This window comes from Acinetobacter sp. P8-3-8 (genome assembly GCF_000214135.1).
Classification (GTDB): Bacteria; Pseudomonadota; Gammaproteobacteria; order Pseudomonadales; family Moraxellaceae; genus Acinetobacter.
On record NZ_AFIE01000003.1, the window covers coordinates 45,434 to 68,049 of the forward strand.

Consider the following 22,616-nt stretch of genomic DNA (forward strand, 5'->3'; position numbering starts at 1 on the left):
CCATATCAAACATGAAAAAAGTGTCTATTCAGCCGATTTCAGATATGCAATTTTCAGGTTTACACTGGATTGAGGCATCTGCTGGAACAGGAAAAACTTATACTTTATCTAGTTTAATGGTGCGGATATTTTTAGAAAAATATTTACCCAAACAAGTCATTGCGACCACATTTACCCGTAAAGCTGCTGCTGAATTAAAAAGTCGTATTCGTTCTCGATTACAAGAAACATCTCGTTATTTTGAGGCTTGTCGTGAATTAACTGAACATGAAGTTTTAGCGAAAGCCAAACAAGAGTCTGATCCTTTATTTTCCAAGTTATTAGAAATTTTTGCCTCACGCATTGCCTATGCATGTGAGCGATTAAAATTGGTGATTGATCAGCTTGATGAATTGTTTGTTGGAACTTTAGATAGTTTTAGCCAAAAGCTCTTACGTGAATTTGCCTTTGAAAGTGGCAAGATTGAACGTGCTGAAATTACCGATGATGCGAAAAGTTATAGTCATCAATTGATCCATGACATTCTACGTGAATGGATTCAAAAACAACCGCAAGAAATCATCGATAGTTTGATGTTTTCAGGCGAATTACACGGTGTGGATTACTATGTTGCAACTGTTGAGCAAAGTTTAAATTTTGCTTCAGCAAACTTTATTGAACCGCAATTTTCCACCGTTGATTTTGAGCAGTTTCAAAGCGCGGTTGAGCAACTTAAACAGATTTCACAGGATCAATTGCAGTCTTTAGCAGCTTATTATTTATTGGACGGTGAGCATTACAAACAGATTAATGGGACCAAGTTTAGAAATGGTCGTTTTAATCGTATCTTTGCCAAAAGCTTGCCTCACATTATCGAAACATTACAGCGTTCGGGTGCAAAACATTATTTAAGTATTTCACTTACTACAGAGAAAGCAGACTTAGCGACGCTTATAAAAGTATTGCGTGAAGAACAGATTTTTAAAAAATCTGCTGCGGAAAGTGTACAGACGACGTTTTATCAACATCCTATCATTAAGCAGTTACTTGATATTTATCAACAGATTGAAAATTTTGAAGCACAATTGGTCGGAACAGATACGTTCTTAAAATATTATCTCGCTCAAGAAGTTAAAAAACGTTTACCACAAGTTTTACAACAAAAAGGTGAAACGACATTTTCACAACAAATTCGAACACTTGCCGAAGCGTTGCAAGGTGAGCAAGGGCAACGTTTTGCGACATTTGTACATGCTTCTTATCCGTTAATTCTCGTCGATGAATTTCAAGATACCAATCAAGATCAGGATGATATGTTGGCGCAAATTTGGCGTCATCCAAGTCGTGTCAAAAATGGTTGCATGATCATGGTAGGCGATCGCAAACAAGCGATTTACGGCTTCCGTGGTGGCGACATGCTGACTTTTCTCAAAGCACATCAAGATGTGTTTGGCAAAGAAGGGCATGAATACAACCTCATTTATAACCATCGTTCGGTGAAACCTTTGGTTGAAGTGGTTGATGCCTTATTTCAGCGACAAATAGATTTTGGCGAGCAAGTGCGCTATACCCCAGTGCAAGCGGGTTCAAGACCACATCCGGACTTAATCGATCAAGCTTCTGTAAATCCACAGCCTTTGCGTTGGATACAACTTGAAGATAAAAATAAAGAAGCTGAACAGGTGGCTTGGAAAATTCGTGATTTACTCAACCAAGGTATTCAAGGCAATTTATATTTTGCAGAAAAATCGGGGAATCGAGCACTGGATGAAAATGATATTGCGATTTTGTCGAAAAACCATGATGGCTTAGATAAAGCCCAATCCGCTTTAGAGTTTTTAGGGATTCGTACGAATCGTCCTTCGAAAAAAAGTGTTTTTGAAAGTCAGATTGCCAAGGACGTGGGGGCTGTGCTCGCAGCGATTATGCATCCCTATGATGAAGCCAAAATAAAGCGTGCTTTGCTCAGTCGCTTAATGGGCTTTCAACTGACACAACTGATTGAGTTGGAACAACATGCTGATGGGTTAAGTCATTATATTGAGCAGTTCGATCAGATTCGTGAGATGTGGTTGAATCAAGGTTTTTTAACCGCTTGGCAATATGCACTGACGCAGTTCCACGTATGGACAAAGTTGGTTGAAAAACAAAGTCGTGACAATGAGCGTGTGGTGGTGAATTTACGTCATTTAACCGAATTATTAAGTCAGCACAGTGAGCAATATCAAGGAGCACAAAATCTTTATCATTGGTATTTAAAACAACTGACTATGCCAATGGAGCGTGAATGGGAAATGGAACGCAAGCTGTCAAATGAGGCAGGGGTTCAATTGATGACCATTCACCAATCTAAAGGTTTAGAGTTTAAAGTCGTATTTTTATTGGGTGCAGATAAAGACTTTAAGGAAATGCACAAAACACTCAACTTTTCGACCATAGAGCAACTCAACGACAACACTGGGAAAGTTGAAATCCAACGTGTTGTTGCAGTAAATGACGCGAATACACTGAAAAAAGAAGACATTGCACAACATGATGAACGTGCATTGGCCGAGCATCATCGTTTATGGTACGTGGCATTAACCCGCGCCAGTTATCGGGTCTATGCCATGATGCAGGACAATGTTGGAAAATCAACAACAGGTTTGGCGTTTTGGCGAGGTCATCCTGTCACAGCATTTCAGCATGCAGGCAGTGCTCAAGAGGATTTATTGCTTGAACGACCAGTACGTTTAGAAGCAACAAAAGCAGAGATTCAGCAGCCTTTTGTCGCAGAAGTATTTCCAACCCAACGTTTTTATGCACGAGGCAAAACCAGTTTTAGTGCATTGGCACAGCATTTAACACGTCAACAAATCCAAGATGCCTTGGCTGTTGCTGAACAAGTGATAGAGAGTGCTGAGGATGAAATCCAACAGGTTATTGTTGAACCTATTGCAGATGAAAGTGAAGAAAAAGTCCAACCGATTGCTTGGATCAAAGCTAATTTTCCAAAAGGAACAGTGGCGGGGAATTTCTTACATGAAATCTTTGAACATATTGATTTTAAAGACCGACAATATTGGCAACTCGAAATTCATCGCCGATTTAAAAATGATTATTCATCATTGTGGTCTGAATTAATTGCCCAGTATCAATTGGCTTTTCCACAGGAAGCAAACCACGATAATCAAAAAGTTGAAGATGGGCAAAAGGTTGAAGAAACGTTATTGCAATGGGTTGCAGACTGGTTAAATGATGTATTAACAACACCAATTTTAGATCATTTTGAATTAGGACAGCTGGATATACATCAGTATTTATCTGAGTTTCCATTCTATTTGGCATTATCCGATCGAGTCTTGGCAACTAAACGAATCCATCAACTCTTTGATGAATATGATATTCATATGCCAGAATTTAAAGAAATGAATTCTGCTCGTTATTTAAATGGTTCAATTGACTTGGTATTTTTTGATGGTCAGCAATATCACATTGCCGATTATAAAAGTAATTTCTTAGGTTTAGAGCAACAAAATTATGCAACTCAAGCCATACAGGAAAGCATGTCACATGCCAGTTATTGGCTACAAGCATCTTTGTATTTGGTTGCTTTACATCGTTATTTGAGCGTACAACTTGAAAATTATCAAATCGAGCGTGATTTGGGTGGTGCAACTTATCTTTATTTACGTGGTATGAATGGTCAAGCTGAGCAAGGCTATCACTATTGGCGACCAAGCAGTGAATTTATTCTCAGGTTAGATGCGATTTTGGGATATTTTGCTGAGGATAAAATACTTAAAAATGCTGGATAAGTAGCTTTATTCTTTTATTAATATGTAGTTACCATGTGGATAACTATGTTTAAAACCTTGTAGATAACTCTGAGGATAACTGTGTGGAAAATAAACAAGATTTGGACATTCAAACACCGCAATGGATAGCAGTGTGGAGTCAGTATCTGTTACAGCAGTTTTCCACAGGCTCACATCAGCTCGATCAGGCGAAATCGCTGATTGAAAAAGTGCTAGAAGCAAATTTGCAAGGCGATAGTTGTATTGCACAACATGGGCAAAATATACAAAGCTTGGGGCATCTCGCTTTATCAGAGCTTGCCTTATCAGAGGATAGGACACAAAATCAGGTCGCGCCTTTTGTTTATGATGCACAATATCTTTACCTGTATCGTTATTGGAAATTAGAGCAACGATTAGCGACCCAAGTCATTCGGTTAAAACAACAAAAAATACAGTCTATCGATGTTGCCCCTTTTGCTGATCTTTTGACGGATGTACATCAAAAAGCGGCTTTAAATAGCGTTGCACAACATGCTTTTAATATCATTACAGGTGGGCCAGGGACGGGTAAAACATACACTTTGGCACGAATTATTGCGGTATTACATCATGCAATTCCAGATATTCGTATTGCTATGGCAGCACCAACAGGTAAGGCTGCGCAACGTATGGGTGAGGCATTACAAAAATCATTATTAGATCCTAAATTACAAAAATTTGGACTCCGTTTAGAGCAATTCAATCCTATTACGATTCATCGTTTATTGGGCTTAGGCCATCAACAATTGCCACGCTTTAATCAGCGACAACCCTTACCTTACGACGTGATTGTGATTGATGAAGCTTCGATGCTGGATTTAAATTTGGCGACTTTATTATTTGAAGCTGTTCCTGACCATTGTCGATTGATTTTATTGGGCGATGCCAATCAGCTTGCTTCGGTGGATGTCGGATCGGTTCTTGCAGATTTACAACAAGTTGCATCCTTACAAGAAAATCGTAGCCATTTATTGAACAGTCAGCGTTTTAAAGGTGATGCCCTGATTGGAAAAATGGCGCAATTTATTCAGGCGCAAAAACAGTCTGATATTGACCAAACAACATTACTCAACCGTTTTGAAACTGAAGTGGTACAGGCGTCTGAATTGAAGCCGATTCTTTTGCAAAAAGATATGCAAGATATCATTCAACTGGAATATCTACCTGAAGATATTCCCCAAGCAGATTTAGCTTCGTATTATCAGAAATTGAGTTGGGGATTTCAGCAGTATTTTCAAAGTTTAAAAGAATATCTCAACGCTGAAAATCCCAATGACTACATAGATTCAGTTACCCAAGCATTTGATCAATATCGAATACTGACCGCTGTACGACATGGTCAGTTTGGTTTGAATACTTTAAACCTAGAGATGGAAAGGGCTCTATTTGAAGCGCTTCCAACTTTATACCGTCAAGGCGATTGGTATGTCGGTCGCCCCGTGATGATGACTTATAACGATTATCAATTGGGACTATCCAATGGTGATATAGGAATCTGTTTTAAACACAGACAGCAAGCTGAACAATTTGAAGTATTTTTCCCAAGTTTAAATAAATGGATTTCTGCCACTCGACTGCCTAAAGCCATTCAAACGGCTTTTGTACTGACCATTCATAAGTCGCAAGGTTCAGAGTTTACCCATACTGCTGTGGTTTTGGATAAGGCTGCAACAAAACTTTTAAGCCAAGAACTGATTTACACAGCAATAACACGTGCAAAGTCTGTAGTGAGTTTACTGGTCGATCAAAATGCATTTAGACAATCTTTGAGCATTGCAACCATTAGAATGAGCGGATTGGTTAGTAAAATTAAATAAAAAAAATAATTGTTAATGAAATGTAACTAATTTACATCATGTACGAAATTGCTTACATGAATTCGAGATATTAGCGCATAGAGCTTCATAAGGCTTTCTGAGATGATGAGTCCATAAAGAGCTCAGCAAGGATCGTTGAGTAAAATCGCATAATAATAACGAGTTAAAGTCGAGAGACTGCGAACTTACATGATGTAAGTAATAAGAGGAAACTTACAGCCGCTAAGCCTTGTAGTTTTGGGAGAGACTACAGGGCTTTTTTATTCGCTACGATTTCATATTTCGGTTACTCAAAGTTTCAATCTATAGCACTGGTCATTTATAAAATATTAATAGTCTGCCTCGATTTAAACTCTCATTGTTTACCCAATGTGGGTTATTTCGTACAGGAAAAGGTGGAAAATGCGACTTTTGTTGGAAATTAAATCTGTCACAATACAAAACATAAGGAAATGCGAAAAATTAAGAACATGGACCGCATTAATAAAACGTGAATGGGCACGGAAAATAAAATAATAAATTAAAAAACAACAATGAAAAAATAAGAAATTACAGCGTAAATGGAAAAGCCCTAAGCGTAATCTTAGGGCTTTTTTATTAGAACGGTTTTAAAGTAAATATCTATATTAAAACAAATAATTACGTGATTTTAAATTAAACCAAATCCATTGTAGTGCGATCAGTACTGAATAAAGAACGGCGTTGCGCTTTTGGAATTTTTGGACATTGAGTAGAAATCTGCAATAACACATTTGCTAAAGATTTCAGATGCGTACCTACAACAGATTTTCCTGTATTTAGAATACTGACACTGATATCACGCTCAGGATCTGCCCAACACAGGATATTAGAAAAACCTAAATGTCCAAAAGCTTGTCCTGTGTGTGGACCAAAGATTCCGACTGGATTATTACCGAGCATTGGCCCCAGTGCATAACGCATCGGTGCTAAAAGTGTACGATCAATACTTGTTGCGGAAGTTGGTAAAGTTGCCCGGAAAACAGTTTGAGGACTCATAATCTGTGTACCATTGTATTCACCACCATTGAGCAACATTTCGAAGAAACGATTGGCTTGTTCAGCACTGGTATAAATATTTCCTGCTGGGCAAATGGTATCCATGAAACGATGGTCATTGGTTACATCTACGGCAAGTTCTAAACCACCACCTAAGACATGATCTAAATAAAAATCAGTGCCTAATTTTGGGTGAATCCCTGTTGCAGCACTCAACGCAACTTGATCACGGAACTCAGATTTTAGGCCGTAGTTGAAGTAATCCATTCCCATTGGTTTTTCAATGCGCTCATGTAGAAACTGACGAATGTCTTGTCCAGTCACGCGTTCAACCAGTTCTCCCAACACATAACCTGCGGTCACTGCATGGTAGGCAAGGTGTGTACCTGCGGGGAGTAACGGTTTTGCTGCAAAAAGATGATGTAAAATTTGCTCACGATCAAACAATAATTCAGGTGTAACTTCCATTTCAATGCGAGGAATTCCACCACGATGTGACAATAAATGAAAAATCGTGGCGCGACTTTTACCATTCTGAGCATATTCAGGGATGTAATGGCTAATCGGGTCAAGTAAATTGATTTCACCTGTTTCATCCAACATATGGATCAGCATGGCAGTCACAATTTTAGATGCTGAAAATAAACATACAGGTGAATCAGGAGTGGCAATAAGAGCATCTTTCGCTAAACCATTGGCAGTGTTGCCCTGTGCATAGCCTAGACTACGATTTAAAATCATTTGCCCTTTGCGTCTTATGCAAACACTAATTAACGGGTGATTCCCTGTTTTGTATAAAGACTCAATGCTGTGCCAAATTTTTTGTACTTGTGCATCAGTCATTCCCCCAAGTTCTGCGGCAACTTCATGCTTTGACTGTGTAACGGTGCTTAAATCCTTTGGCACGTAACAGGTATTGGTTGAAAATATTTTCACATTGTATTCCATCATTTTTTTTATATGTGCCAGTCTGCCTTTAGAACCTTTTATTGTCAGTGTCCTAATTGCCAAAGCTTAGTTATAAATTTGCAAGTAAGATTTTTAGATCAGCTTGAGCAAACCCTTCAATTGACCTGAGTTTTCTGACTTTTTATCCTAGTTTTTTCTACAAGGGAAATGTCGTGTTGATCAATAAAAGGGATTGGCTTTGAAGATATAAGACAAATATCACCACGATAATTTTGCAATCTTAGGGTAGTTCCTTTAAAATAGGCGACTGCTGTAGTGATGCACGGCAGTCAAAGTTAATGTTTTTCATTAAATTGATTTTTATCAAGTATATATAAGCATCTCGGAGAAATCGAATGGCTTTAACAAATACAGATCGCGCAGAGATCGTTGCGAAATTCGCTCGTGCTGAAAATGACACTGGTTCACCAGAAGTACAAGTTGCTTTATTGACTGCTCAAATCAATGATTTGCAAGGTCACTTTAAAGAACATAAACACGACCATCATAGCCGTCGTGGTTTGATTCGTATGGTTAACCAACGTCGTAAGCTTCTTGACTACCTTAAAGGTAAAGATGCTACTCGTTATAGCGATTTGATTGCTGCTTTAGGTTTACGTCGTTAATTCGATTTAAACTTTTATTTTCGGATTATTGCATGCTGAATGCTGTATTGATGAAAACTAAAGTCGATCTAGCTTTTGACTAGATCATTGGAAGGGGCGAATGTTTCGCTCCTTCTTTGTGTTTAAAATTAGTGTTTATTCTCTAGTGAGGTCGGCTTCTAAGCTTTGTCATTTATGTGGTTAAAATGAATGCCAAACCTTAGGGGTCTCCACTAGAATAACTGTTCAAAAGAACTAGGAAATAAAAATACATGTCAATGTTTAATGTTATTCGTAAAGAATTTCAATATGGCCAACACCAAGTTGTACTTGAAACAGGTCGTGTTGCACGTCAAGCAAATACTGTAATGATTACAATGGGTGGCGTAACAGTACTTGTTGCTGTTGTTGCTCAACCAAAAGCGAAAGCGGGTCAAGACTTCTTTCCATTAACAGTAAATTATCAAGAAAAACAATATGCTGCTGGTCGTATTCCAGGTGGTTATGGTAAACGTGAAGGTCGTGCTTCTGAAGCTGAAACTTTAATTTCACGTCTGATTGACCGTCCAATTCGTCCATTATTCCCAGAAGGTTTCTATAACGAAATCCAAGTAACAGCAACTGTTGTTTCTTCTGATAAAACGATGGATGCTGACATTGCTGCAATGTTAGGTACTTCAGCTGCAATGTCAATTGCAGGTGTTCCATTCCGTGGTCCAATTGCTGGCGCACGTGTGGGTTTGATCAACGGTGAATACGTTCTTAACCCAAATTTAGAACAACTTAAAGAAAGCGATCTTGACCTTGTTGTTGCAGGTACAGAGTCAGCAGTTCTCATGGTTGAATCTGAAGCGAAAGAACTTTCAGAAGATCAAATGTTAGGTGCTGTGCTTTTCGGTCATGACGAAATGCAAATCGCAATCCAAGCGATTAAAGAATTTGCTGCGGCAGCAGGTGCAACTGAGTCAACTTGGACTGCGCCAGCTAAAAACGAAGATCTTCGTGCAAAACTTAAAGAAGCTTTTGAAGCAAAAATCTCTGAGGCATACACCATTGCGGTTAAACATGACCGTTATGCTGCTTTAGATGCATTACAAGCTGAAGCTGTTGCTCAATTCGTTCCAGAAAATGACGAAACAGGCATTGCAGATGATTTAAATGAATTATTTGAAGACCTTAAATACCGTACAGTACGTGACAACATCTTGTCAGGTAAACCACGTATTGATGGTCGTGATACTAAAACTGTTCGTGGTTTAGACGTTCAAGTGGGTGTATTAGATCGTGCACACGGTTCTTCATTGTTTACTCGTGGTGAAACTCAAGCGTTGGTAACAACAACTTTGGGTAATACGCGTGATGCATTGATGGTGGATACACTTTCAGGTACGAAAACTGACAACTTCATGTTGCATTACAACTTCCCTGCATATTCAGTAGGTGAAACAGGTCGTGAATCTGGTCCTAAGCGTCGTGAAATTGGTCATGGTCGTTTAGCACGTCGTGGTGTACAAGCAGTTCTTCCTGCTGCTGATCGTTTCCCATACGTGATTCGTATCGTATCTGATATTACAGAGTCTAACGGTTCATCTTCTATGGCTTCTGTTTGTGGTGCTTCATTATCACTTATGGATGCAGGTGTTCCACTTAAAGCACCAGTTGCGGGTATCGCAATGGGTCTAGTGAAAGAAGGCGAGCGCTTCGCAGTTCTTTCTGACATCTTAGGTGATGAAGATCATCTTGGTGATATGGACTTTAAAGTAGCGGGTTCTGCTAACGGTATTACTGCACTTCAAATGGATATCAAGATCGAAGGTATCACTGAAGAAATCATGGAAGCTGCGTTGAATCAAGCATATGCGGGTCGTATGCATATTCTTAATGCAATGAACCAAGTGATTTCACGTGCACGTCCTGAAATTTCAATGCATGCGCCTACATTCCAAGTGATCAACATCAATCCAGATAAGATCCGTGATGTTATTGGTAAAGGTGGTGCGACGATTCGTGCAATCACTGAAGAAACTAAAGCAGCGATTGATATCGAAGACAATGGTACTGTTCGTGTATTTGGTGAAACTAAAGCGGCTGCTCAAGCTGCAATCGCTAAAATCCAAGCACTTACTGCTGAAGTTGAACCAGGTAAAATCTATGTTGGTAAAGTGATTCGTATCGTTGAATTCGGTGCGTTTGTAAACATTATGCCAGGTACAGATGGTTTACTTCATATCTCTCAAATTTCTAACGAACGTGTTGCAAACGTGTCTGACGTATTGGCTGAAGGTCAAGACGTTAAAGTACAAGTTGCAGATGTAGACAACCGCGGTCGTATTAAATTAACAATGAAAGATGTAGATCAAGCTTAATCTTTTGCCTATTCACATGAGCTTACTCATGTGAATTAAAATTGATTAAAAAGGCTCTGAGCTTTGTCAAAGTGATAACTTTGGCTTGCTCAGGGCTTTTTTTATGGCATGATGTAAATTAAGAAATGCCAACAATCATTGCGATTATGCAAACATTTTATTTTTTTCAACATCAAGATGAACACCATACCTGTGTACAGCGAGAAAATAGTTCTCAAGCAGAACAGCAATTTATTTGGATTGATTGTACCCGCGAAGATGTGGTGAATCGTGCTGACCAATGGCAAAAAGAAGTTTTGGATGCAACAGGTATTCATCTCAATGAATATCACATTCGAGATATTTTAAATATAGATCATCCTTGCGCATTTGATGCGATGGAAGAGTACGATTTACTCATTTTTCGTAAATTGATTACGCCTGATGACCAAATTGATAATGGTGAAAGTGCGACAGATCAGTATGAAAATGTCTATGGATTAGCGACTTCTCCGATTAGTTTTATCATAACTTCACAGGTTTTGATTACGGTACATGAAAAAGGTAATCATACTTTTGAGAGTTATTTGTCACGAATCAGCACGATCACGACTAAAAGTTTAGATGAACAAAATAAACCTCGTAAATTACCACTTACGCCCTTGGATTTAGCATTACGCTTGTTAAATATTATGATTGATGGCTATTTAGATTTACGTGGCCCATTATCAAAACGTGTTGAATTTTGGCAGCAAGAATTATTGCAAGGTAATCGTCGATTTTCCAAATGGCACCAGCTTTTTCAAGAGAATTTAGGCTTTCAACAAATCGAAAATTTGTGTGAAGAGCAAATTGATTCTTTACAAGAACTTAGAGATGAAATCGTAGAAAATTATTCTCATTTAAAAGGCAAGAAAAAGACTGAAAAACAAGACATGATGCTCGTTCGTGTGGATGATCTTGTTAGCCATGTTGAGCGGATTCAAAAATATACAGTGCGTTTGAGTAATGCAATACAATCTGCAATTGATCTGCATTTTTCAGCAATTGCCAATCAAACCAATGAAAATATGCGAATACTTGCCATCATTACGGCTGTATTTGCACCATTAACATTACTAACAGGTGTCTATGGGATGAATTTTGAATTTATTCCCGGACTGAAAAATCCTGTTGGTTTCTGGATGATGTTGATGGTGATGTTGTTCTGCACCGTAATTCTAATTGTCTATTTTTATCGCAGACATTTGGTTGGACGAGGGGAGAGAAGTGTCATTGATATGCTCGCTCAACAACACAGAAATCAACGTGTCGATCTGCTTTGGTTTTTAAATTATGAACCGATTAAGCAAACCATGAAAGAAGTCGAAAAAATCACAAAACTGAAATAATCAAAGGTTATTCTGTTTGAGGATTCATTTGAGCTGCTTTTTGTAGAATAAGATAAAGTTGATCTTTTAATTTTAATTTTTTGCGTTTCAGCAGCTCAATGTCCGCATGAATATGATTAATGGGATCCTGTTCAAGTTGGCTAATTTCACGATCTAGTTGATCATGATCTGTCAAAAGTTTAGCAAAATGTGGATCTTCTTGTTTTAAAGTACACATCAGCTCTCTGTGTTCAGGAAACATCAGTTTAAGCTTTTTATTCATTACCTTAGAGTTCATGGTAGCACGTCACCTCATGTAAAAGATTTTAATCGATTAACAAAAACAACTTAGCAAAACATAAAGAACAGGTTGCTGATCATGACAGGTTAAATATTAACCTGTCACTAGCTATTAACAATTTGAAATGAATTAGCGTTATTCAAAGTGAAAGTGTTTGACTTGTTTGCGTAATTGTTGAACTTCATCAATTAAATCCATCATCATTGCGACGGCGGAAAGACTGGCTTCAAAGTCACGTTGTAGACGATAAGCTCGGCGAGCACGTGAAATATCCTCTCCAAAGAATTGATGAATACGATCTTCAGGACGTGCAGGTAAAATTTCATATTCAAGCAATTGCAAAATCCAATCAGGACTTTGACCGCATGCTTGTGCAAAGCGTTTCAGATCTAAATTTAAGTTTTCGTCAACGATTTCTGCATCCTGATAACCGTCATAGACAATCTCACGATATTGAATAGTTGTCATGATTGCTCTCCTTTGACATTGTTAATTTGCATACAGGTTTATGAACGAGGATTAAAATGTGAAAAAGCATCAGCAAAGTCTTGATAAGCTTTTTGCTGGGTTTCTGTTTCTGCTTTTGGATATACAATATTAATCACCAAATATAAGTGTCCTGGTGTTTTATTTGGTATCCCTTTGTCTTTTAAACGTAATTGTTGATTGTTTTTGGCATTTTTAGGAACGGTGACTTTTACTTTCCCTGCGGGTGTACTGACTTCAATGCTTTGTCCGAGTGCAGCTTCCCAAGGTGTGACATCAACGGTGTAATACACATCGGCGCCTTCTACATGAATACGATCTGTATCTTGGTACTGAATTTCAATGTATAAATCACCATTTTCACCACCATTAATCCCAGCTTGACCTTGCTTAGAAAGACGAATTTGTTGGCCTTCTTTCATGCCTTTTGGAATTTTAACTTGTAAGGTTTTACGCTGAACCTCAGGTTCGCCATAAGCATTATAAGTCGGGATTTGTAGGGTAATGCTTTGCGTTGAGCCTTCATAGGCAACGTCAATCGGAACTTCTATACTGGCGTGTTGGTCTTCACCCTTATAGCTTCTTTGCTGTCTAGAACCACGTTGACCAAAATCATGCTGTTGACCACCGCCAAAACCACCACCAAAACGACCGAATAAATCTTCAAATCCGCTAAAGTCTTGTGCATTGCCTTGGTGACTTTGCTGATAATACTGTCCATCACCAAAACCACCTGAACCTTGCCCAAAGCCGCCAGAACCTTGTCCAAAGCCACCAAAACCTTGTGGATGTTCTAATTCAAAGTCGTATTGCTTTTTCTTTTCTGCATCACCAAGCGTGTCATAAGCCACATTGATGGCCTGCATTTTTTCTTCAGCGTCGGCTTCCTTGCTTACATCTGGATGGTATTTTCTCGCTAATTTACGATAAGCCTTTTTAATTTCGTCGGGTGTTGCTGTTTTAGCGACACCTAATTCCTCATAGAAGTTTTTTGCCATATTTAAAGTCATTATTTGTTTAGCTTTATTCTATTTTTATGCTTTTTTTAGACAAGATGGAAGAGGCGAATGGTGTTGTTATTGTTTCAAAAGTTATCTATAGGACAAATTGGATTGATTCTGTAAATTCAGAAATTTTATATATTTAAGCTTAAATAGAAAAGAAGTTGGGTATTGTGAATGGAATCCCGAAATAAGTTCAGTGAATAAACTTATTTCGGGTTAAATATTTGCTGCTTTACATTTAGCTTAAATTACTTAGCTTAAATGTTCACCGAAAAGATCCAATGCCTCTTTTGCTGTGAATTGATATTTCTTATTACAGAATTGGCAATCCATTTCAATCGGATTTTGGATTTCTAAGGTTTCTTTAACTGCTTCTAAGCCAATTTGAATCAAGGCATTTTTGCATTTATCACGAGAACATGTGCAGCTAAATTGAAGTTTTTCAACTTCAGGAAGACGCACTTCTTCTTCGTTATATAAACGATAAAGAATGTCTTGCGCAGGCAAATCTGTTAACTCTGCTGGCTTAAGCGTTTCAGTCAGCATGGTTAAACGAGGCCACAAGTCTTCATCTACACGCTGTTGTTCTTCTTCATTATTACGTGGTAATAATTGAATCAGTAAGCCGCCTGAACGTTGTGCAGAACTTGCGAGGACAATACGTGTTGGAATCTGTGCCGACAAATCATAATATTGCATTAAACAACCTGCTAAAGTCGGTTGATCTAAGGCAACAATCCCTTGATAACGCTCACCAAATTCAGGTTCAATATTGATAAATAAAACAGGTTTGACCAAAGCTGCAAGCACGGCACGGCTGTCTTCACCTTGCATAAAACGAGGATCTTCTTCGTAATCTGCCAAAGCTCGAACATCACCTAAGTGGTTACATTCAGCCATTGCCCATTTAAACGTACCTTGTGCCTGAATTTGTAAGCTGATACGTCCTTTGATTTTTAATGTACTTGCTAACAAAGCGGTTGCGCTGAGCATTTCACCTAATAAAATCTGTACAGCAGGTGCATAGCTTCGTTGAGCCAAAATTGTTTGTAGTGCTTCTTCTAGATGCACAACTTCACCACGCACAGGACTATCTTCAATATAAAAACGTTGACGTAAATCAGACATAAAATTCTCCAAATCCCTGCTTAGATGGTGACGATATCTTAAATCACAAGTTTCATCTTATTGAAAATTCATTTTATAAGGGAAAACTTGATCATTTATAAAGGTGAATTGTCATTATCTCGAGTGACATTGATTCGATCTTGCTCAGTATGTGAAACATCTACTCGTTCAAGTCCTGATTCATCCTGATTTGGATCATCTTTAAATTGAGCTGGGTCTTGAGTAGCAGCTTGCGTATCACTTTCAAATAAATGCTCAAGCTCCGATAGGAAATTTTTATAGCTTTCAAACACTTTTTGCTCATCAGCATAAATATGTTGTTGTCGAGCTAATAATTGCTCATCGTAGTTTCGAAATATTTCAATACTGTCGTAGGCTTTTTCTTTAGAAAGACCCAATTCACATAGCATGCGATAACCCATCCCTAAAGAAGTCAGATAGGTTTCACGCCAAATATGTTTTACACCTAAATCACGTAATAAATGCGTATGGTGACGATCGCGAGCGCGAGCTAATAAGGTGATATTTGGATAATTCAAACGAATATGCCGTGCAACGTTCATTGAATCTTCAACATCATCAATTGCTAAAACAAAAACTTTGGCATGCTCAATACCTGCTGAACGTAATAGGTCGGGTAAAGTCACATCACCATAATATAATGTTCCACCATAACGACGAACAAAATCGATTCTTTGTAAATTATTATCAATCGCTGTAAATTGAAAATGTTGTATACGCGCTAAACGGGCAACGATTTGTCCAACACGTCCAAACCCTGCAATGATTAAAGCAGGGTGTTGATTGGGAATATCATCATATTTCGGTTCAACACCTTTATTCAGCCACGGAACGATTTTATTGTTGACCAACCAGAAGAAAATCGGCGTCATCACCATAGAAAGTGTCACGATTAAGGTAATCGGTTCGATGATCGCTAGAGTAAGGACTTTTTCACTTTTGGCAACGTTAAGTACCACAAATGCAAATTCACCACCTTGAGCCAAACAGACAGCAACCATTAAGCTATTTGACCAACTCATTTTCTTCAGGCGTGCTATTGCGACCATCACCAAGGCTTTGATCAAAATTAAAGCCAGTGCGCCCCCAATGATCAGTAAAGGCATATCAACAATTAAAGACAATTGTGTAGTCATACCGACCGTCATAAAGAATAGACCGAGTAATAGCCCTTTAAATGGCGCAATACTGGCCTCTAATTCATGGCGAAACTCTGAATCAGCTAACAATACACCTGTAAGGAATGCGCCTAATGTGGTACTGATTCCGATAAAATCCATCAATAAAACAACGCCAAGAACGATAAAAAGTCCAACGGCAGTAATTAGCTCTGTTGCACCACTTTTTGCGACAAAGCGGAAAAAAGGACGCATCACATAACGACTAAACAAGAATAAGCCTGTGAATGTTGCAATGATTCCAGCAAAGTATGCGATCCCGTGATGAGTGGTTTCACCGCCTGCTAAAAGAGGAATGATTGCGAGTAATGGAATGGCGGCAATATCTTGAAAGAGCAAAATTGAGAAAGATTGTTGACCATGTGTGGTATTGAGTTGCTGTTTTTCAGCAAGTAATTGTAAGACGAATGCTGTAGAAGAAAGAGCGAGGGCAAAGCCAATCACGAAGCTTGCAGAAAGTGATTGTTGAAGAAGCAGATAAACTGTTCCCATCAATACAATCCCTGTCACAACAACTTGTAGTGTTCCCATGACAAAAATGGATTGGCGCATTTCCCAAAGCCGTTGCGGACGAAGTTCTAAACCAATCAAGAACATCAGTAGAATCACACCAAATTCGGCAAGATGCATGATTTCTTCTGGGTCATTGGCAATATTAAATACACTAGGGCCAAGGATGATTCCAGTGAATAAATAGCCGAGGACAGTGGCGATCCCGAGCTTTTTCCCTAAAGGTACCAGTAATAAAGCTGCACCGAGGAAAATAGTAATTTGTAATAACAATGACATCCCTGCGCCTTTTGTCTTTCTCTTTCTATGCGAATTGTAACTTGGTTTTGTGACTGATTTAACGGTATTTGTGTGGTAATTTTCTCTAAAATCTAGTTTTGAAAATAGTTGTTAAAAATGACCCTCGAAATAGCCTAATCTTGAGTCATTTCTATTCAGAAATACCTTTAACTCAATTCTTGCGGATCGACATCAATGGTGACTTTCATATTTGATGGTTTTTGATGTAATAGGTTTTGCCACCATTGGCGAATGTAGAAATGCATTTTTGCCCGATCTTGTGAAAGCAATACGACATGTGCCTGATAACGACCTGCCTTACGTTCCATCGGTGCGGGGATTGGCCCCCAAATATCAATTAAATTTTCTTCTGAATTTTGTCTGAGTAATTGTGCCATTTCAGTGAGAAATTTTAAATTTTCATCCTGATTTTTAGATTCACAGCGAATCAAAATGGCATAACGAGCGGGCGGGAGTAACGCGATCTGACGCTCTTTTAATGTCTGTTTGGCAAAAGCACGGTAATCTTTTTCGATCAATGTATTTAAGAGGGGGTGATCTGGACGCAAAGTCTGCAAATAGACTTCGCCTTTCTTTTCACCACGCCCCGCACGTCCTGCAACTTGAATGATTAACTGTGCCGTGCGCTCTGTTGCACGGAAATCAACACTCAATAAACCTGCATCAATATCTAAAATAGCCACCAAGGTTACATAAGGAAAATGATGTCCTTTGGCGAGCATTTGTGTCCCCAACAAAATGGTGGGTTCACTCTTTTGGATTTGATCATAAAGCCGTTGCCAACTTCCAATACGACTGGTCGAGTCACGATCAACTCGTAATACAGGAAAATTCGGAAAGAGTTCATTTAATGTTTCTTCAACTTTAGCTGTCCCTATGCCAATCGGTTTTAATTGAGTTTGATTGCACTTAGGGCATGCATCAGGTAAACGATTAATTGTGCCACAATGATGACAATGTAAATGCTGATAAGGTTTGAGATGCAAAGTAAAGTGCGCATCACAATGTGGACAATTGGCTTGCCAACCACAACTTTCACAAATTAAAACAGGTGCATAGCCACGTCGATTTAAGAAAATTAAAACCTGTTCTTTTTTTTCTAAACGTTTTTTGATCTCAGCAATTAAAATATCACTTAGCCCATTTTGTTTTTTAGCGACTTTTAAATCGATTAAATGCATTTTAGGCATGACTGCCGAACCTGCACGTTGATTTAATTCGATACGCGTGAGCTTTTCTTGACGTGCTAGATAATAGCTATCGATACTCGGTGTCGCAGAACCTAAAATAATTGGGCAATTTTCAAGGTGTGCACGATACATGGCAACATCTCGTGCGTGGTAGCGAAAACCTTCTTGTTGTTTGAATGAAAGATCATGTTCTTCATCTAAAATAATTAAGCCCAAATTAGGTAAAGGCGTATAAATTGCTGAACGTGTACCGAGAATGATAGAAGCTTTGCCTGTTTGAGCATGCTGCCAAGCTTGTAAGCGTTTAGTGTCGTTTAAACCTGAGTGGAGTAGGGCAATATTGCAATGAAAGCGTGATTGAAAACGGCTAATGGTTTGTGGGGTTAAACCAATTTCAGGTACTAAAACAAGCACTTGTTTGCCTTGCTTTAATACCTCATACATCACTTGCAAATAAACTTCTGTTTTACCACTGCCTGTTAAACCATCCAATAAAAACGCTTGGTATTTATTTTGCGATTTTAAAATGGTTTGAATGGCTTTCTTTTGATCTTCATTTGGCGTTAAGGGCATTTGTGCCAATTGTACGGGTTCAGGTTTTATATTTTGTTCTTCTAAATCGCAACGAACGATTTCTTTCTTCTCAAGTGCTTTTAAGGTTGCTGTTTCAACCCCACTCAAATTGAGAATATTTTCATGCGTACCTTGAGGGTGCAATTTTAGAATTTTATAGGCTTCTTGTTGCTTTTCAGAACGCTTTACTTTGCCTTCAGCATTTAAGTCCAAGACTTTCCAAATGCGTGCCAAAAGATTGTAGGGTTTACCTTGACGTAATAAGGTAGGTAACGCTGTTTGAATGACCTCGCCAATAGGGAATTGATAATATTGTGCAGACCATGTCAATAAACTTAAAACTTTACTGTCTAAAATTGCTTGATCATCTAAAAGTTCAGTAATGAATTTGAGTTTGAAATGTGAGTCAATAGGTTCATCAGGTGCAATTTTTTTAACAATGATGCCAACAAGGTTTTGTCTGCCAAATGAGACAGCTACACGTGCGCCAACTTCTGCTTGAGCATATTGTTCAGCGCTGACTTGATAGTCAAAACAGTCGTTCAAATAGACAGGAACAGCAACCTGAATACGGTGAATGTGTTGTGGCGTATCAATTGTGTTCGGCATATAGAATATTCAATGGCTCAGTGATGAAATTGTATCGTGTACAGATTCGGCTTATGTTAGAGTGTGATCATCATTTATAAACATAAATATGAATGATTTTTAGGGTTTGACGCAACAGCGTAATCAAAAAATTTTGGAAAACTAGAGCATAATAATGCCAGCATATCAGTTTACTGCGATAGACACTTCTGGAAAACAGCAAAAAGGTGTGTTAGAGGGAGATTCAGCACGCCAGATTCGCCAACAATTACGGGATAAAGAACTTATTCCTGTAACTGTCGATGCTGTGGAGCAAAAGGACAAAAACAAAACGTCTGGGTTATTTCAACGTAAATTCTCTGCCTATGATTTAGCTTTGATGACACGGCAACTTTCGGTTTTAGTTGCGGCAGCGATTCCTTTAGAAGAGGCTTTACGTGCTGTGGCGAAACAAAGTGAAAAAGTGCATGTGCAAAATTTATTACTCTCTGCACGCTCAAAAGTTTTGGAAGGACATTCCTTAGCACAAGCCATGCAACAAACAGGAAGCTTTCCAGATTTATATATTGCAACAGTAGCAGCCGGTGAACGTTCAGGACATTTGGATTTAATTTTAGATCAATTATCGGATTACACAGAAAATCGTTTTGCGATGCAAAAGAAAATTCAGGGTGCAATGATTTACCCGATTATTCTGATGTTTATGTCTTTCGCAATCGTCATGGGTTTGATGACCTATGTTGTTCCAGATATTGTCAAAACATTTGATCAGAGCAAACAGGCGTTGCCGTGGATTACTGTGGCTTTAATGAAGGCGAGTGAAATCATTCGTCAAGCTTGGCCATTCATGTTGGTTGCTAGCGTGGTTGGAATTTTTCTATTAATACGTTTCTTACGCACGACTGCTGGGCATTATGCCTTTGATCGTTTAACACTCAGATTGCCATTATTCGGTAAATTATCACGTGGTATAAATGCAGCACGATTCGCAAGTACCTTGTCTATTTTGACTCAGTCAGGTGTACCATTGGTGGATGCATTGAAAATCGGTGCAGCAGTCAGTAGTAATTGGGTGATTCGTGATGCGGTGAATATTGCTGCGGAAAGAGTGACGGAAGGTGGAAATCTAGCAACGCAACTTGAGCGTTGTGGTTACTTTCCACCGATGATGGTACAAATGATCAAGAGCGGTGAAGCTTCTGGTGAATTAGACCGAATGTTGAGTCGTGCATCGGATATGCAAGATCGTGAAGTATCTTCATTTATTTCAACCTTACTGGCTTTGTTAGAACCGTTGATGTTGGTTTTCATGGCAGGTATTGTTTTGGTGATTGTGATCGCTGTGATGTTGCCAATCGTCAATATGAACAATATGATCTAAGCGACCTATATTTTATTATTTTTATAACGAAATTTGAGAGAGATTTTGAATGCAACGCATGTTAAATAAAAGCAAACAGTCAGGTTTCACATTAATCGAAGTGATGGTTGTTATTGTGATTTTAGGTGTTTTAGCGGCGTTAATCGTACCCAATGTGATGGGTCGTGGTGAAAAGGCTAAAGTTGATACCACTAAAATTACGTTAAAAGGCGTTGCTGGCGCTTTAGATCAATATAAATTGGACAATGGACATTATCCAAATACTCAAGAAGGTGGTTTAGATGCATTGGTAAACCAACCTGCGACTGCAAAAAACTGGTTGCCTGGTGGTTATGTGAAAGGTGGTTATCCGAAAGACAGTTGGGAAAATGATATTCAATATGTGATCCCAGGTTCTGAAGGACGCAAATTCGATTTATATTCTTTCGGTGCTGATGGTAAAGAAGGTGGTGAAGGAAATGATGCGGATGTGTATTACCAACCTTAATTGAAGTTATTTAGAAAGCGATTTAGATTGTTTTTATAGGATTAATCACTTCACTTGATTGAGTTAATAAATATTGAGCGAAGTGATAATCTTTCTTATTTGATTAAAATAATATAACATATTGAAAATATTGAATTTTAAAATAACTTCTTGTTTGAGAGTTATAATAAGAATTATTCCCATATTTAATAGTTACAAGAAAGTTAAACTAAGGATAAAAATAGACTTTTTATTTAATAGAAAGCTTGCATAATAGATTCTAAGGTAATTTGAATTACCAAGGAGGATGAGATGAAAGCATTATTATTATCAGATGAAATCAGCCAGTTTCATTGGATGATGCTGAAATCTGTTCTTTTGATTCTGAGCTTATTACCCATTAGCCAATTTTTTATGAATATTTGGCAAGATGCAGATGCAAGCAGCCAAATCATGATTGGTTTTATGGCAATCAGCGTATTTAGTGCATTAACGATTTTAAGTTTTTATAGTGCTTTGAATATGACCGTTGTGCATTTAAAAACTGAATTCTCATCATTATTAGAACAATATGTGGTAAAGATTTACCGTTATATTCCAATGCTGTCTTTAGCCGCAATGGTGTCATATTTAGTGACGCAGATTTAAGCTATTATTGATCTGAAAAAACCGAGGATGTCCTCGGTTTTTTGTGTATGGTCATCATATCTTATTTAAAAATATCAATAGTTTCATTCCATGTTGGTAGATGCTCATAATCAGTAGAATCCAAGTAAATTTTTTCCCAATTGGCTTTTGAACTTAAACAAAAATTTAATTGTTGAGTCGGGTAAATTTCGCCGTCAATAAGTCCTAATGGAATCCAAATCAAATGGGTTTGTCCAATCTGGTTCGGTACAGGTGAGCCACATTTTTTACAAAATGATGAGGTAAAACCTGTGTCTTTTTTATATGTAGAAATATTGTCTTGTCCAACCAGCCATTCAAAGTCATTTGCTTGAACTATTGTTGCATGGTTGGCATGTGTACCAGATTGTTTACGGCATAAACTACAATGGCATTGGTATATTGTTTCAATTTTTTTATTGATCTGAAAATGTATTGAGGCGCATAAACATTGTCCTTTTTGCATGATCTTTTGTCCGTTTTGTGTGAAGTTGTTGTTATAAAATTTATTTAGAATAAATGTGAATGAACGATAAAAACACGAATGGTGAAGCGATGCAACAGATCGAATGGAATGATTTTTTAAAAGTAGAATTACGTGTAGGAAAAATTATTCAGGCTGAGGTTTTTGAAAAAGCGCGCAATCCTGCTTATATTTTACATGTCGATTTTGGTGAAGAGCTTGGTATTAAAAAATCCAGTGCGCAGATTACCAATCTTTATCAGCCCGAAAATTTGATTGGAAAACTGGTCGTTGCTGTGGTGAATTTTCCAAAAAAGCAAATTGGCTCGATTCAATCAGAATGTTTGGTGACAGGGTTTCATAATCAAGATGGACATGTGGCATTGTGTGTGCCTGATTTAGATGTGCCTTTGGGAACGAAATTACTTTAGTTTTTTATTTAATCTCAATTCTCGATCTATC

General features: G+C 38.1%; 17 protein-coding genes. 9 read left to right on the top strand and 8 right to left on the bottom strand.

The genetic code is table 11. The annotated features are described in order from the left end of the window. Positions 1-2: 2 nt before the first annotated feature. Positions 3-3,776 (top strand): UvrD-helicase domain-containing protein, encoded by a 3,774-nt coding sequence (locus GGG_RS0102425; RefSeq protein ID WP_029574410.1) that lies wholly within the window; start codon positions 3-5, stop codon positions 3,774-3,776. 83 nt (positions 3,777-3,859) lie between these two features. Beyond that, complete coding sequence (gene recD / locus GGG_RS0102430) at positions 3,860-5,614, top strand: exodeoxyribonuclease V subunit alpha (RefSeq protein ID WP_010111795.1); 1,755 nt, start codon at positions 3,860-3,862, stop codon at positions 5,612-5,614. Between the two features lie 654 nt (positions 5,615-6,268). Here recD and GGG_RS0102435 read toward each other — a convergent pair. Further along, positions 6,269-7,567, bottom strand: a complete 1,299-nt coding sequence (locus GGG_RS0102435) for an EstA family serine hydrolase (protein WP_010111797.1) — start codon at positions 7,565-7,567, stop codon at positions 6,269-6,271. Between the two features lie 368 nt (positions 7,568-7,935). On the opposite strand from GGG_RS0102435, the gene rpsO reads away from it, so the two are divergent. The 3 genes from rpsO to GGG_RS0102450 all read left to right on the top strand — a co-directional run bounded on the left by rpsO (position 7,936) and on the right by GGG_RS0102450 (position 11,920). After that, on the top strand, positions 7,936-8,205 hold the full coding sequence (gene rpsO, locus GGG_RS0102440) for a 30S ribosomal protein S15 (RefSeq protein ID WP_010111798.1): 270 nt from the start codon (positions 7,936-7,938) through the stop codon (positions 8,203-8,205). A 257-nt stretch (positions 8,206-8,462) separates the two neighbouring features. Further along, positions 8,463-10,550: a polyribonucleotide nucleotidyltransferase gene (gene pnp, locus GGG_RS0102445; RefSeq protein WP_171057640.1), complete on the top strand. Its 2,088-nt coding sequence runs from the start codon at positions 8,463-8,465 to the stop codon at positions 10,548-10,550. Between the two features lie 146 nt (positions 10,551-10,696). Further along, a complete protein-coding gene (locus GGG_RS0102450) occupies positions 10,697-11,920 on the top strand; it encodes a magnesium transporter CorA family protein (protein WP_029574411.1) in 1,224 nt (407 codons plus the stop codon). Between the two features lie 7 nt (positions 11,921-11,927). Here GGG_RS0102450 and GGG_RS0102455 read toward each other — a convergent pair whose 3' ends face one another. From GGG_RS0102455 to GGG_RS0102480, 6 genes are all read right to left on the bottom strand, one after another. Then, positions 11,928-12,197: a YdcH family protein gene (locus GGG_RS0102455; RefSeq protein WP_010111801.1), complete on the bottom strand. Its 270-nt coding sequence runs from the start codon at positions 12,195-12,197 to the stop codon at positions 11,928-11,930. A gap of 138 nt (positions 12,198-12,335) precedes the next feature. After that, positions 12,336-12,668, bottom strand: a complete 333-nt coding sequence (locus GGG_RS0102460; protein ID WP_010111802.1) for a chaperone modulator CbpM — start codon at positions 12,666-12,668, stop codon at positions 12,336-12,338. A gap of 38 nt (positions 12,669-12,706) precedes the next feature. Further along, positions 12,707-13,684, bottom strand: coding sequence for a DnaJ C-terminal domain-containing protein (locus GGG_RS0102465; RefSeq protein WP_010111804.1), 978 nt, complete (start codon positions 13,682-13,684; stop codon positions 12,707-12,709). A 258-nt stretch (positions 13,685-13,942) separates the two neighbouring features. Continuing rightward, entirely contained in the window at positions 13,943-14,818 is an 876-nt protein-coding gene (locus tag GGG_RS0102470) for an Hsp33 family molecular chaperone HslO (protein ID WP_010111806.1), read from the bottom strand. Positions 14,819-14,913: 95 nt separating this feature from the next. Then, positions 14,914-16,806, bottom strand: a complete 1,893-nt coding sequence (locus GGG_RS0102475; protein ID WP_010111807.1) for a monovalent cation:proton antiporter-2 (CPA2) family protein — start codon at positions 16,804-16,806, stop codon at positions 14,914-14,916. Positions 16,807-16,973: 167 nt separating this feature from the next. Then, positions 16,974-19,199: a primosomal protein N' gene (locus tag GGG_RS0102480; protein ID WP_010111808.1), complete on the bottom strand. Its 2,226-nt coding sequence runs from the start codon at positions 19,197-19,199 to the stop codon at positions 16,974-16,976. A gap of 154 nt (positions 19,200-19,353) precedes the next feature. On the opposite strand from GGG_RS0102480, the gene gspF reads away from it, so the two are divergent. From gspF to GGG_RS0102495, 3 genes are all read left to right on the top strand, one after another. Then, a complete protein-coding gene (gene gspF, locus GGG_RS0102485) occupies positions 19,354-20,559 on the top strand; it encodes a type II secretion system inner membrane protein GspF (protein WP_010111809.1) in 1,206 nt (401 codons plus the stop codon). 49 nt (positions 20,560-20,608) lie between these two features. Beyond that, positions 20,609-21,046 carry a type II secretion system major pseudopilin GspG gene (gspG, locus tag GGG_RS0102490; RefSeq protein WP_010111810.1) on the top strand — a complete coding sequence of 146 codons (438 nt, stop codon included), beginning with the start codon at positions 20,609-20,611 and terminating at the stop codon, positions 21,044-21,046. A 291-nt stretch (positions 21,047-21,337) separates the two neighbouring features. Then, a complete protein-coding gene (locus GGG_RS0102495; protein WP_010111812.1) occupies positions 21,338-21,673 on the top strand; it encodes a hypothetical protein in 336 nt (111 codons plus the stop codon). A gap of 61 nt (positions 21,674-21,734) precedes the next feature. Here the strand turns inward: GGG_RS0102495 and GGG_RS0102500 are convergent, their stop codons facing one another. Beyond that, on the bottom strand, positions 21,735-22,157 hold the full coding sequence (locus GGG_RS0102500) for a GFA family protein (protein ID WP_010111814.1): 423 nt from the start codon (positions 22,155-22,157) through the stop codon (positions 21,735-21,737). Between the two features lie 89 nt (positions 22,158-22,246). On the opposite strand from GGG_RS0102500, the gene GGG_RS0102505 reads away from it, so the two are divergent. Next, positions 22,247-22,585 carry a tRNA-binding protein gene (locus GGG_RS0102505; protein ID WP_010111816.1) on the top strand — a complete coding sequence of 113 codons (339 nt, stop codon included), beginning with the start codon at positions 22,247-22,249 and terminating at the stop codon, positions 22,583-22,585. The last annotated feature ends 31 nt before the right edge of the window (positions 22,586-22,616 follow it).

What these genes read in the sequence shown, in the direction of transcription:
- gspF (WP_010111809.1), top strand. Translation starts at nt 19,354, where the DNA reads ATGCCAGCATATCAGTTTACTGCGATAGACACTTCTGGAAAACAGCAA.
- rpsO (WP_010111798.1), top strand. Translation starts at nt 7,936, where the DNA reads ATGGCTTTAACAAATACAGATCGCGCAGAGATCGTTGCGAAATTCGCT.
- GGG_RS0102505 (WP_010111816.1), top strand. Translation starts at nt 22,247, where the DNA reads ATGCAACAGATCGAATGGAATGATTTTTTAAAAGTAGAATTACGTGTA.
- GGG_RS0102470 (WP_010111806.1), bottom strand. Translation starts at nt 14,818, where the DNA reads ATGTCTGATTTACGTCAACGTTTTTATATTGAAGATAGTCCTGTGCGT.
- GGG_RS0102465 (WP_010111804.1), bottom strand. Translation starts at nt 13,684, where the DNA reads ATGGCAAAAAACTTCTATGAGGAATTAGGTGTCGCTAAAACAGCAACA.
- GGG_RS0102475 (WP_010111807.1), bottom strand. Translation starts at nt 16,806, where the DNA reads ATGTCATTGTTATTACAAATTACTATTTTCCTCGGTGCAGCTTTATTA.
- GGG_RS0102450 (WP_029574411.1), top strand. Translation starts at nt 10,697, where the DNA reads ATGCAAACATTTTATTTTTTTCAACATCAAGATGAACACCATACCTGT.
- GGG_RS0102480 (WP_010111808.1), bottom strand. Translation starts at nt 19,199, where the DNA reads ATGCCGAACACAATTGATACGCCACAACACATTCACCGTATTCAGGTT.
- GGG_RS0102460 (WP_010111802.1), bottom strand. Translation starts at nt 12,668, where the DNA reads ATGACAACTATTCAATATCGTGAGATTGTCTATGACGGTTATCAGGAT.
- GGG_RS0102500 (WP_010111814.1), bottom strand. Translation starts at nt 22,157, where the DNA reads ATGCAAAAAGGACAATGTTTATGCGCCTCAATACATTTTCAGATCAAT.
- gspG (WP_010111810.1), top strand. Translation starts at nt 20,609, where the DNA reads ATGCAACGCATGTTAAATAAAAGCAAACAGTCAGGTTTCACATTAATC.
- pnp (WP_171057640.1), top strand. Translation starts at nt 8,463, where the DNA reads ATGTTTAATGTTATTCGTAAAGAATTTCAATATGGCCAACACCAAGTT.
- GGG_RS0102495 (WP_010111812.1), top strand. Translation starts at nt 21,338, where the DNA reads ATGAAAGCATTATTATTATCAGATGAAATCAGCCAGTTTCATTGGATG.
- GGG_RS0102455 (WP_010111801.1), bottom strand. Translation starts at nt 12,197, where the DNA reads ATGAACTCTAAGGTAATGAATAAAAAGCTTAAACTGATGTTTCCTGAA.